Origin of the sequence: Trinickia sp. (assembly GCF_051954495.1) — a bacterium.
Lineage (GTDB): Bacteria > Pseudomonadota > Gammaproteobacteria > Burkholderiales > Burkholderiaceae > Trinickia.
Genome location: NZ_JBQCHR010000130.1, coordinates 37,256 through 49,279, shown reverse-complemented (window position 1 = coordinate 49,279; position 12,024 = coordinate 37,256). Strand labels below are relative to the sequence as shown.

The 12,024-nt window shown below is 65.4% G+C and carries 12 protein-coding genes; 8 read left to right on the top strand and 4 right to left on the bottom strand.

Features of this window, described 5'->3' with window-relative positions; genetic code table 11:
• The 4 genes from ACTHNR_RS18425 to ureG all read left to right on the top strand — a co-directional run.
• The coding region (locus tag ACTHNR_RS18425) for an amidohydrolase family protein (protein WP_440549101.1) at positions 1 to 635 on the top strand (635 nt) is incomplete at its 5' end.
• Between the two features lie 39 nt (positions 636 to 674).
• Positions 675 to 1,343: an urease accessory protein UreE gene (gene ureE, locus ACTHNR_RS18420; protein ID WP_440549100.1), complete on the top strand. Its 669-nt coding sequence runs from the start codon at positions 675 to 677 to the stop codon at positions 1,341 to 1,343.
• A 4-nt stretch (positions 1,344 to 1,347) separates the two neighbouring features.
• A complete protein-coding gene (locus tag ACTHNR_RS18415; RefSeq protein WP_440549102.1) occupies positions 1,348 to 2,028 on the top strand; it encodes an urease accessory protein UreF in 681 nt (226 codons plus the stop codon).
• Between the two features lie 34 nt (positions 2,029 to 2,062).
• The gene (gene ureG, locus ACTHNR_RS18410) at positions 2,063 to 2,683 is read left to right on the top strand and encodes an urease accessory protein UreG (protein WP_440549099.1); all 621 of its coding nucleotides are present in this window, start codon (positions 2,063 to 2,065) and stop codon (positions 2,681 to 2,683) included.
• A 42-nt stretch (positions 2,684 to 2,725) separates the two neighbouring features.
• Here ureG and waaA read toward each other — a convergent pair whose 3' ends face one another.
• From waaA to waaC, 3 genes are all read right to left on the bottom strand, one after another.
• On the bottom strand, positions 2,726 to 4,051 hold the full coding sequence (gene waaA / locus ACTHNR_RS18405; RefSeq protein WP_440549098.1) for a lipid IV(A) 3-deoxy-D-manno-octulosonic acid transferase: 1,326 nt from the start codon (positions 4,049 to 4,051) through the stop codon (positions 2,726 to 2,728).
• Between the two features lie 94 nt (positions 4,052 to 4,145).
• Positions 4,146 to 5,030 (bottom strand): Kdo hydroxylase family protein, encoded by an 885-nt coding sequence (locus ACTHNR_RS18400; protein WP_440549096.1) that lies wholly within the window; start codon positions 5,028 to 5,030, stop codon positions 4,146 to 4,148.
• Positions 5,031 to 5,050: 20 nt separating this feature from the next.
• Positions 5,051 to 6,046, bottom strand: coding sequence for a lipopolysaccharide heptosyltransferase I (gene waaC, locus ACTHNR_RS18395; protein ID WP_440549095.1), 996 nt, complete (start codon positions 6,044 to 6,046; stop codon positions 5,051 to 5,053).
• A gap of 276 nt (positions 6,047 to 6,322) precedes the next feature.
• On the opposite strand from waaC, the gene ACTHNR_RS18390 reads away from it, so the two are divergent.
• A complete protein-coding gene (locus ACTHNR_RS18390; protein WP_440549094.1) occupies positions 6,323 to 7,060 on the top strand; it encodes a DUF2242 domain-containing protein in 738 nt (245 codons plus the stop codon).
• 51 nt (positions 7,061 to 7,111) lie between these two features.
• Here ACTHNR_RS18390 and ACTHNR_RS18385 read toward each other — a convergent pair whose 3' ends face one another.
• Positions 7,112 to 8,506, bottom strand: coding sequence for a phosphomannomutase/phosphoglucomutase (locus ACTHNR_RS18385; protein ID WP_440549093.1), 1,395 nt, complete (start codon positions 8,504 to 8,506; stop codon positions 7,112 to 7,114).
• Positions 8,507 to 8,716: 210 nt separating this feature from the next.
• On the opposite strand from ACTHNR_RS18385, the gene ACTHNR_RS18380 reads away from it, so the two are divergent.
• The 3 genes from ACTHNR_RS18380 to ACTHNR_RS18370 are packed head-to-tail and all read left to right on the top strand — an operon-like array spanning position 8,717 to position 12,020.
• Positions 8,717 to 9,973: an oligosaccharide flippase family protein gene (locus ACTHNR_RS18380; RefSeq protein ID WP_440549092.1), complete on the top strand. Its 1,257-nt coding sequence runs from the start codon at positions 8,717 to 8,719 to the stop codon at positions 9,971 to 9,973.
• Positions 9,970 to 10,809 carry a glycosyltransferase gene (locus ACTHNR_RS18375; RefSeq protein ID WP_440549091.1) on the top strand — a complete coding sequence of 280 codons (840 nt, stop codon included), beginning with the start codon at positions 9,970 to 9,972 and terminating at the stop codon, positions 10,807 to 10,809. Before ACTHNR_RS18380 ends, ACTHNR_RS18375 begins: the two co-directional genes overlap by 4 nt.
• 20 nt (positions 10,810 to 10,829) lie before the next feature.
• Positions 10,830 to 12,020: a glycosyltransferase family 4 protein gene (locus tag ACTHNR_RS18370; RefSeq protein WP_440549090.1), complete on the top strand. Its 1,191-nt coding sequence runs from the start codon at positions 10,830 to 10,832 to the stop codon at positions 12,018 to 12,020.
• Positions 12,021 to 12,024 lie beyond the last annotated feature (4 nt).

Sequence of the window (12,024 nt, the reverse complement as noted above, 5' to 3'; positions counted from 1 at the left end):
TGTCCTCCGATTCTCAAGCGATGGGCCGCGTGGGCGAAGTCATCATTCGCACGTGGCAAACGGCGCACAAGATGAAGGTGCAACGCGGCGCACTGCGCGAGGACAGCACGCGCAACGATAATTTCCGGGCGAAGCGCTACGTGGCGAAGTACACGATCAACCCGGCGATCACGCATGGCATTGCCCACGAAGTCGGTTCGATCGAAGCGGGCAAGTGGGCCGATCTCGTGTTTTGGGAGCCGGCGTTTTTTGGGATCAAACCCACGCTGATCTTGAAGGGCGGCATGATCGCGCTGGCGCAGATGGGCGACCCGAACGCGTCGATCCCCACGCCGCAGCCCGTGCATTACCGCGAGATGTTCGCCACGCGCGGGGCCGCGCTGACGCAGACATCGCTCACGTTCGTCTCGCAGCTCGCGGCCGAGTCCGGCGTGGCCGAGCGCTATGGCTTGAAAAAGCGCATCGTCCCCGTGCGCGGATGCCGAACGGTGTCGAAAGCCGACATGGTCCATAACGCCTGGCAGCCGTCGATCAGCGTCGACCCGGAAACGTACGAGGTGGTGGCGAACGGTGAAACGCTCACCTGCGCGCCGGCCGCCGTCTTGCCGATGGCGCAGCGGTATTTCTTGTTTTGAGCGTCATGGGCGCGAAGTTTTGTTGTCCTAAACATTGCGATGAGAACGATCGATAAACGCATTTCCCCGCCCGCGAAGCTGGCTGCATCGCTCGTCGCGCGTGCGCCCACGCTCACACTCGCTTACGATGCGCGCTGCAAGAGCCGGCTCGCCGCCACGCTCGACACGGGCGAGGAAGTCGCGCTCGTCATGCCGCGCGGCACGGTGCTGGCGGACGGCGACGTGCTCGTGGCCGACGACGGCGCGCTCGTTCGCATCGTCGCCGCCGCCGAAGCCGTGCTCGTGGTCCGCGCGCCCGATACGCTCACGCTCACGCGCGCCGCCTATCACCTCGGCAATCGCCATACGCCCGTCGAAATCGGCGCCGGTTACCTCAAGCTCGAAGCCGATCCCGTGCTCGAAGCGATGCTGACGCGTGTCGGTGCGCAAGTCGAGCGGGCAACAGCGCCGTTCCACCCGGAAGCCGGCGCATACGGCGGCGGCCATCGGCATGGACACGATGCGACGTTCGCCGAAGACTATGCGCTCGCACAGCAGGTGTTCGCGCAGCGCCATGGGCACGGCGAGCACGAGCATGAAGATGGACATGGACATGGACATGGTCACGCCCATGCGCACGGTCATCACCATGGGCACGATCATGATCACGGCCACGATCATTGCGACCACGACCACGACCATCCCCATCACTCGAATCACAAGCACTGAAGCCATGCGCCTTGCCGAACTGACGGCCCTGCTCCATCTCGCTTCGCCGGCGCTGCCGATCGGCGCGTTCAGCTATTCGCAGGGGCTCGAAGCCGCCGTCGAGGCGCAATGGATCGTCGACGCCGACACGGCGTGTGCATGGATGGAAGACGGCTTGCGGCACGTTCTCGCGCGGGCGGAATTGCCGTTCATCGCCCATCAGCTCGAACGCTGGCGAGCGCACGACGCGGCCGCCCTCACCACCGCCGATCGGCAGTTTCGCGCCAGCCGCGAAGCCGCCGAGCTACGGCGAGAAACCGAGCAGATGGGATGGTCGCTCAAGCAGCTTGCGCTATCGCTCGAATGGGGCGACGGGCCAAGGCGGGCGACATTGGCTGCACTGACGCCGCTGTCGCAGCCCACGGCGTTCGCCTTCGCCGCGGCCGCGCACGAGATCTCGACGGATGCCGCGCTGGCCGCCTATGCGTTCGCCTGGGCCGAGAATCAAGTCGCGGCGGCGATCAAGGCGGTCCCGCTCGGGCAACTCGCGGGACAGCGGATGCTGGTGGCCGCGCGCGCGGCGATCGACGAAGCCGTCGCGCTCGCGCTCGCTACGCCGCCCGAGCGAATCAATACTTTTTCGCCGATGCTCGGCGTGTTTTCGGCGCGACACGAGACGCAATACTCGCGATTGTTCCGTTCTTAAACGTTTTGAGTTTTTTTGAATCGAAGGCAATGCAATGAGGACCAAAAAACTGCCGCCGCTGCGCGTTGGTGTGGGCGGCCCCGTCGGCTCGGGCAAAACGACGCTGCTCGAGATGCTCTGCAAGGCGATGCGCGATCGCTACGATCTGGTCGCGATCACGAACGACATTTATACGAAGGAAGATCAGCGCCTCTTGACGGTGGCCGGCGCGCTCGAGCCCGAGCGCATCATGGGCGTCGAAACGGGCGGCTGCCCGCACACGGCGATCCGCGAGGATGCCTCGATCAACCTCGAGGCCGTCGACCGCATGCTGACGAAGTTTCCCGATGCGGACATCGTGTTCATCGAATCAGGCGGGGACAACCTCGCCGCGACGTTCAGTCCCGAGTTGTCCGATCTGACGATCTACGTCATCGACGTGGCAGGCGGAGAAAAGATCCCGCGCAAAGGCGGCCCCGGCATCACGAAATCGGATTTGCTCGTCATCAACAAGACCGACCTTGCACCATACGTCGGCGCCAACCTCGACATCATGGCCGCCGATGCGAAGACGATGCGCGGCGAGCGGCCATTCGTCATGTGCAACCTGAAGGCGCAAAGCGGGCTCGACGAGGTGATCGGGTTCATCGAGCGCAAGGGACTGCTCACGGCATAAGCCTAGGCGTCAAGCCGACGCTTTAACCCCGAACCCCGGGCGTCAAACGTCGGCCGCTTCCTCTTGCGGAAGCAACGTCGTCAAGACATCGACCGTGCGTTGCGTCGCGCCGCTATGCCTCGAGGCGAATGCCGAGGCCGCGGCCCCCATCGCCACGCGCCGCGACTTGTCGGCGAAGAGTTCGCCGAGCACGCGCGCCAAATCACGCGGGTCGCTCACCTGCACGGCCGCCCCGGCGGAAACGGCATCCTTCGTGGCCTGCGTGAAGTTGAACACGTGTGGGCCGATGAGCACGGGCACGCCCACCGCACATGCCTCGATGAGGTTTTGCCCGCCGAGCGGGAGCAAGCTGCCGCCGATGAACGCGACGTCCGACGCTGCGTAGTACGCGCCGAGTTCACCCATCGAATCGCCGAGCAGCACCGTGACATCCGAGCGCAAGGGCGCGTCGGCCACCTGGCTCGCCGCCGCGGCGGCGAGCGCCGCCCCGCCCCACGCGGAACGCCTGGCGCAACGCAAGCCGCGCCGCTCGACGAGCGCGGCCACTTCGTCGAAGCGCTGCGGGTGACGCGGCACGAGAATGAGCAGCGCGTCTTCGGTCGACAGCGCCGCGAATGCATCGAGCACGAGCGCTTCCTCGCCCTCGCGCGTGCTCGCCGCCACCCACACCGGCCGCGGGCCGATCGCGGCGCGCCAGGCCCGGCCGCGCGCGACGAGTTCGGGCGGCGTCGCCATGTCGAATTTGAGATTGCCGAGCACGGCGACATTGCGCGCGCCGAGCGCCGTGAGACGTTCGGCATCGGACGGGCTTTGCGCCAGCACCCGAGTGAAACCGCCGAACACCTCGCGGGCGGCAGCGCCGAACCGCGCCGCCCGTTTGAACGAACGAGCCGACATACGGGCGTTCGTCAGCACGAGCGGCACGTCGGCCGCGCGGCATTCGTCGATCAGCGTCGGCCACACTTCCGTTTCCATCACGATGCCGAGCGATGGCCGCCAAGCGCGCAGAAATCGCCGGACGGCATGCGGTTGATCGTATGGCAGGTAGCAGCGCAAGACGCGATCGCCGAACAACTGCGTACTCGTTGCGCGGCCGCTCGGGGTCATGTGCGTGACGAGCACGCGCGCATCGGGCCGCGCCGCCATCAGCGCATTGATCAACGGCTGCGCGGCGCGCGTTTCGCCGACAGACACCGCATGGACCCAAATGAGCGGCGCGCTATCCTCGGGCACGCGTCCTCGCGCGAAGCCGAAGCGCTCGCCGATATGCTCGCGATAGCCACGCTCGCGGCGCGACCGAATGAAGAGCCGCAAGACGGCGAGCGGTGCGACGACCCACCACAGCGCGCGGTAAATGGGCCTCAGCATGTCGGCTCTGCCGCTTTCGACACGAAGACCTCGAACCCGAAGCGCGCCACCGCGAACGCCGAGCGGCCGACCGCCGTCCCCCCTCGCATCGCCCTCACACCAGCGCGCGGCCTTCGAGCCGCTCCAGGATACCTAGCGGCGCGCATTCGGGCTGCACCATCGCGCGAACGGGGAGGAAAAACGTCTGCTCCAGCATGTACTGCCCCGACATGGCCGCGTGCGACGTTTGATCGGAAAAACAAATCCAAGCACTGCCCGGCGGGAACGGCATCGTTTCTTGCGGACACGACTTTTGATAGTCGAGGTTGGCCTTCATCCCGTCGTGCAGGTTGAGCATCAAGTGATCGTAGGCGCTGCGCGGCGACTTCGTGATATGAAGCGCATTGAGCAGCCACGCCGAGCCCGGTGTCTGTCGCTTGATCGTCGGCAAAAAGCGTTTAGCCATCTGCTCGAACGGCTCGCCGACGCGCCAGACGCGCGGCTCGCCATTCGGATTGACGTTGGCGAACACGCGCAGAATGCGCTCGCCTCGATTCGGGCGCGACGGAAAAGCATCGACGTGCAGACGGCTATCGTCCTTGCGCCAAGACGTGTGGCGCGTTTCGACGCGCATGAGCCGCAAGCTCGTGGGCGCGGGGCGCAGCGCATCGCGATATTCGGGCACCAGGTGATCGATCAGCGTGCGCACTTGCGCTTGGTAGCGCGCGATGAGCGCGCGCACGGCCGACTGCGTGACGGTATCGCCGACTACCCCACGCAGCGCCCCGCCGTTCGGATCGAGACTGATGTTCTTGCGTTTCGGATCGGCGAGCGAGGGATCGAGCAGCGCCGTTTCCCCGCCTTCTATCGCAAAGCGCAAATTCGGAAAATAGAGGACCTTGCCGGTTTCGAGCGCGACGCGCAGCGTATCGCGCGTAACCGATAAGTCGGAGCCTTCCCAATCCGAACAATTGACTTCCAGGATTTGCGATTCTTTCATGGTGCGGTGGGTCGCCTCGATTACAGCAGGCCGAATCCGGCCAGCGCGGTCTTGACTTGCTGCAGCGTCGGCGGATCGCCGGCGGTGCCGAGATTGACGACGCGAGCGGACCAATAGCCGCCCGTGCGCCATGCGGTCGCGAAATTGTACAACTCGACGGTGGGCCGCTTCAGGGCCGCCGCGATATGGACGAGCCCCGTATCGACGCCCACGGTCGCCGCCGCCCCATCGAGCAGCCCGACGACGGCAGGCAACGACAGGCGCGGCGGCACGATGGCCGCGGCGCCGAATTCCTTCGCCAAGCGCTCGCTCGTCTCGCGTTCCGCCTCGCTGCCCCACGGCAGCACGAGCGAAGCGCCGCGCGTGACGAGCGCGCGGCCGAGTTCGATCCACGAGGCGTCGGGCCATTGCTTGTCGGCGCGAGAGGTCGCGTGCACGAGCACGACGTACGGCACAGGCAGATTCAGCCCCACTTCAGCCAGCGCACGGGCGGCGCGCGACGTATCGAGCCCGAAGTCGATTTCGTCCGAGGGTTGTGGCCGCGGCGCGCCGATCGCCTGCGCGACGAGCTGGCGCGTGCGCTCGACCACGTGCGTGCGCGGCTCGATCGGCACCCGCCGGCTATAGAAGAAGCGCACGGGCCACTCGTAGCCGGCCCCATCGGTGCGGTTGCCGAGCCCGACGAGCGGCCCGCGGGCCCAGCTCGCCACCCAGGCTGTCTTGATGAGGCCCTGACAGTCGATGACGAGGTCGTAGCGCTCGGCGGCGAGCGCGCGCCGGAACGCGGCGATCTCCCGCCATGTGGCCGGCGAGAACAGGCGTTTGCGCCAGCGCCGCAACGAGAACGGAATGGCCCGGTGGACGCCCTGCACGAGCGTGACGAGATCGGCGAAGCTTTCCTCGACGAGCCAGTCGATCTGCGCGCCCGGATAGACACGCAGAATGTCGGCGACAGCGGGCATGTTGTGAACGACGTCACCGAGCGACGACACGCGGACGAGCAGGATCTTTTGCACGCTGAAAGGTAAAAGAAAGGTACGGCATCGCAGCCCGGCGGGGAAATGAACCTTCCCACTCGCGCACTGCCTGAAGGGAGGGGATTCTACCGCGCCCGCGGGCCGATTTTGAGTTGCATTCGGCCGCAGCCGGCCCGATTGGACCCAATCTTGCCGCATGGACAATCAAGGCCCCAACGCCACGATGCCGTCCCCCCGTCATGTCGAGGGCCGGAAAGCACTACAATGCTCGTCGTTCGAATCACGCGCTCGCCGAGCGCAGCACCTCAACGCAACATGTCCAGTTCGTACCGCCTAGTGCGCCTAGTGCGCCGAGCGCGCGCGACGCTCGCGTTCGCGACGCTCACGGCCCTCGCCGCGTGCTCCAGCGCGCCGCAGCCGAAATTTCAGCAAGAGATGTTCGATACGGGCGCGAGCCCGTTCTCGCGTACCTTCCATGTCGGCAGCTCCGACGCGTGCGAAGCCGTGCGCCGCGCCTTGCTCAATCAAGGCTATCTGACGACGCTCACGCAAACCGACCGCATCGACGCGACGAAGGATTTCCAGCCGAACGGCGACTCGCACATCACGGTGGAATTCCACGTGGTTTGCACGCCGGGCGTGGACGCGGACGGCTCCAGCATCGTCTATGCGAACGCGATTCAAAGCGGCTACACGCTGAAGAAGAGCGATACGTCGGCCAGCGTCGGCTTGAGCCTGCTCGGGTCGGTCTCGCTGCCGATCCGCTCCAATAGCGACGCCATGGTGAAGGTGTCGAGCGAAACGATTCAATCGAACGCGTTCTACGATCGATTCTTCGATTCGGTGGGGCACTACGTGAGCACGCTGATCAAGACGGCGCCCGTGCCGGTCGCTCCGGTCAAGACGAGCGCCTTGCCGGGGTTGCCGCCGCCCGTGATCGTGGCCGCGCCCGCGGCGGCATCGGCCCCAGCCGCCACACCTGCGGACGCGACGCCGCCCGCGGCGCAGCAGCCGAGCGCGCAGCCCGCGCCGGCGCAGGCCGCGTCGCAGTAACGCGCGCGGCGCGCGCCTGCGCCGCTTACGGGGGCCGCTTACGGGGACCGCTTAGAACGGCAGCTTCGCGTCCGGCTTGGCCGCGACGATCACGCGGCGGAAATCGTCCTGAATCCGCTTGAGCGCATCGGCGCTGTCGGCCTCGAAACGCATGACGACGACGGGCGTCGTATTCGACGAACGCGCCAAGCCGAAGCCGTCCGGATACTCGACGCGCAAGCCGTCGATCGTGATGACCTCATCCGCGCCCGTGAACTGCGCTTCCTTCTGCAAGCGGCCGATCAGCGTGAAGTTTTCGCCTTCTTCGAGCTTGAGCTGCAGCTCGGGGGTCGACAGCGAGTTGGGCAGATCGTTGAGCACCTTGCTCGGATTCTGCTCGCGCGAGAGCAATTCCAGCAGGCGCGCGCCGGTGTAAAGGCCGTCGTCGAACCCATACCAGCGGTCCTTGAAGAACACGTGACCGCTCATTTCGCCCGCTAGCGGCGCGCCCGTTTCGCGCAGCTTCGCCTTGACGAGCGAGTGGCCGGTCTTCCACATCACCGGGTCGCCGCCCTTGTCTCGCACCCACTTCGCCAGGTTACGCGTGCACTTCACGTCGTAGATGATCTGCGCGCCGGGGTTGCGCGACAGGACTTCCTGCGCAAACAGCATCAATTGGCGGTCGGGGTAGATGATCTGCCCGTCCTTCGTCACGACGCCGAGCCGATCGCCGTCTCCGTCGAACGCAAAGCCCACCTCGGCGTCCGTTTCCTTCAGCGCGCGGATGACGTCCTGCAGGTTCTCGGGGTGCGCCGGATCGGGGTGATGATTGGGGAAATTGCCGTCGATTTCGGTAAACAGTTCGACGAGTTCGCAGCCCAGCGCCTTGAACAGCCGAGGCCCGAGCGCGCCGGCGACGCCGTTGCCGGCATCGACGACGATCTTCATCGGCCGCGCGAGCTTCACATCGCTCACGATGCGCTCGATGTATTTATCGGCAATGTCGTATTGCTCGTATCCGCCGCTGCCGCTCGCGAAGTCGTTGGCTTCGATGCGGCGATAGAGCGCCTGAATCTGCTCGCCGTAAATTGCGGCGCCGCGCAGAACCATTTTGAAGCCGTTGTAGTCGGGCGGGTTGTGGCTGCCCGTCACGACGATGCACGAATCGACGCGGCGCTCGCCGCCCTCGAGCGCGAGCGGGACGCTGGCGGCGAAGTAGCCGACCGGCGTGGGCACCATGCCCACGTCGACGACATCGACGCCGGCCGCGCGCAAACCGTCCGCCAGCGCTTTGATCAGCGACGGGCCGGACAAACGGCCATCGCGTGCGACGACGACGGCATCGCCGCCTTGCTTGCGCACTTCGCTGCCGAATGCCTTGCCGACCAGTCGCGCGACGTCCTCATCGAGCGTTTTGCCGATGACGCCTCGGATGTCGTACGCCTTGAAGATGGATTGCGAAATCATGGATCACTCTCTTTTGGCTGCGATTGGAAAAGGTGCCGGCGCCGGCAACCCACTTATAATTGCGGTTTTTCCGCCGGCGCGACTTGCGCCCATTTTAATGCTCCTATGCTCTTTCGCGATCCGGCCGTACGAGATGACGGCCGAAAAGCGCGTCATTTCCGCGCCCGCGCGAACACGGCGAGCAAAATTCCTGCCCTTACTTTTCGTTACATGCTGAGGCGCATTGCCCATCCGGATATCGCGAAAGCCGCCGCGAACATCGTCTGGCTCGGGCTCGAGCGGCTGACGCAGATAGGCGTCGCGATCGCTATCGCGGGATTGCTGGCCCGTTACTTCGGGCCGGACGTTTTCGGCAAATGGCAATACGCGAACACGCTGCTGCTCGTGCTCGCGCCTGTGACGTGGGTGTGCGGGGCCGAAATACTGGTTCCCACCATCGTCCACCGCGGCGAGGCGGACCTCGGCACGGTGCTAGGAAGCGCGTTCGTCTTACGATTCGCCGTATCGGCGCTGGCCCTTGCCGCCACGTGGGCCGGTATCGCGGCCGGCCTGACCGATCCCATGGTCGGAGCGATGCTGGCAGGACTGGCCGTCACGATGATCTTTAGAGAACCGTTCATCGGCGTCGTCAACTCGTGGCTGCAGAGCCTGACCTACAGCAAGCCGCAGCTCGTGACGAGCATGGTCACGGCGTTGGCGAAGCTCGCGCTCGTCTATGCGTTCGTGCGCATGGCCGTGGGCGCGCCGGGCTTCGCCTGGCTTTGGGCGCTCGAGGCGGGCGTGATCGGCGCCGTGCTGCTCGTCTACTACGCGCGGCGCCACGGCGGCAGGCTCGGCTGGCGCGTGGAGCCCGGCTTGTTGCGCCATTTCGCGAGCGCGGGCACGGTTTTCTGGGTCGGCCTCGTGTGCATGTATCTGTTCCTGAAACTGGACCGGCTCATGCTCGAGCGAGCGATTTCGTTCGCCGATCTCGGGCGCTACTCGGCCGCCCAGCAAATCAACGAGAATTGGATCGCGCTCGCGCTGATGCTCGCCCAAACGATCGCGCCGGCCTTCGTCTATCGCGTGCACGAACGCGCGCAGTTGAAGCGCAACGTCGCACGGCTCATGGGGCTCGCGGCGATATTGATGATCTCGGGCGCGCTCGTGCTCGATGCGCTCGGCTCGATCGTCATCACACGCGTGTTCGGCCCGAACTTCGCCGACGCCATCCCGATCTTTCGCTGGTGCGTCTGGCTTTCGGTGCCCGCCGGCGTGGAAGCGATCGGCAACCTCGTACTGCTCAAGTACCAGGCAAAATTCGTCGTCCTGACGAAGTGGCTGCTCGCGCTGGCAGCCGCGTTCATCGTCGATCTGATCGCCATTCCGCGCATCGGCGCCTATGGCGCGCTGGCGGGGCTCGCCGCGGGCTATTGCGTGGCCGTCGCCGTCAACGTCTATTACATTCGCTTCAAGCTGCGCTCATGACGATGTCCTCTCCCGGCTTCTCGCCGCAAGACCCGCTCGGCGATGTCGCCGTGCTCATGCCCGCGTACAACGGCCAAGCCGACGTCGAGCGCACGCTCGCTTCGTTCGCCGAAGCCGAGGGTGCACGCGTGTACGTGCTGATCGTCGACGACGGCAGCACGCCGCCGATCATCGCCCCGGCCCTACCGAACATGCAGATCGAAATCGTGCGCATGCCGAAAAACGGCGGCATCGAGCGGGCGCTGCAAGCGGGGATCGAAGCGCTTGCAGTGCGCGGCTATCGCTACGCGGCACGGATCGACGCCGGCGATCTGGCGGCGCCCGGGCGTCTAGCCAAACAACGCGCCTATCTCGAAGCACATCCGAACGTGGCGGGCCTCGGCATGTGGACGCAGGTGGTGTCGCGCGAAGGTGCGCCGCTGTTCATGCTGCGCACGCCCGCCGAGGCCGACGCCGTGCGCCGTCTGCGCTTCTTTCGGTCGTCGCTCGTGCATCCGTCGATGATGCTGCGCGTCGACGCCGTGCGCGCCGTGGGGAACTACCGCGTCGCTTATCGCGCGGCCGAGGATCTCGACTTGTTCTTGCGGCTCATGGAGCGCTACGACTGCGCCAATCTGCCGGAGCTGGGCTTGTATTACGAGCTGAACGAGGGTGGAATCAGCGCGACGAAGCGGCGGCGGCAGATCGCCTCGACTTTGAAGCTGCAATGGCGCTACTTCAATGCGGCGAACATCTACGATTGGCTCGGGCTTGCGAAGAACCTGTTGCATATCGTCACGCCTTACTCCGCTTTGAGAACCATGAAACGCGCGCTGTTCGCCACGCACGCCGCCTGACCCGACTCGCATCGCATCGCATGAAGCCGACCTCGCCCTCGCTCCCCACGCACGCCGCGCCGCTTACGGTCTGCCTCGTCTGCAACACAGGCTTCGCCATTTACACCTATCGACAGGGCCTCATTCGCATGCTCGTCGCCAAGGGCGTGCGTGTGATCGTGCTGGCGCCGCGCGACCGAACGTTTGCATTGCTCGAAGCCATGGGTTGTGTGTGCATCGAATTGCCCGTCGCATCGAAAGGCACGAACCCGCTCGCCGACTTGCGAACGCTCGCTGCGCTGTATCGGCACTATCGAACGATTCGCCCCGCCGTCGTGTTCCATTACACGATCAAGCCGAACATCTACGGATCGGTTGCGGCATGGCTCGCGCGCGTTCCGTCGATTGCCGTCACGACCGGGCTCGGGTACGTATTCATTCAGAAGAGCCGCGCGGCGAGCGTCGCCAAAGCGCTTTATCGCTTCGCTTTCCGCTTCCCGAACGAAGTCTGGTTTCTGAATCGCGACGATCATCAGGCGTTCTTGAACGAACGGCTGCTCGCGCACCCCGACCGGGCGAAGCTGCTGCATGGCGAAGGCGTCGATATCGATCAATTCGTGCTGACGCCGCTGCCGCGCGCGCAAGCGTTCACGTTCGTTCTGATCGGACGATTGTTGTGGGACAAAGGCGTGGCCGAATATGTCGAAGCCGCCCGCATCTTGCGTCGGCGCTATCCGCAAGCGCGCTTTCAACTGCTGGGGCCCGTCGGCGTCGATAACCCGAGCGCCATCGCACAGACCGACGTGGACGGTTGGCGTAAGGAAGGCATCATCGAGTATCTTGGCGAAGCCCATGACGTTCGTCCCGCGATCGCCGGCGCCGACTGCGTCGTATTGCCGTCGTACCGGGAGGGCGTGCCGCGCACGTTAATGGAAGCGTCGGCCATGGGCCGGCCGATCGTCGCGACCGATGTACCTGGCTGTCGCGAGGTCGTCGCCGACGGCGTGACGGGGCTGCTCTGCGAAGTCAAGAACGCGCAAAGCCTCGCCGCGAAGTTGGCGCAGGTGCTCGAGATGAGCGAGGACGCGCGACGCGAAATGGGATTGAGAGGACGAGAAAAGGTGACGACCGAATTCGACGAAGCGCTGGTCGTCGAACGTTATCGGCAAACCCTTTTCGCGCTGACCGGCGCGGCCGTATTCGAGCAAGACGAGGCGCGAAGCGCCGCATAGGAAG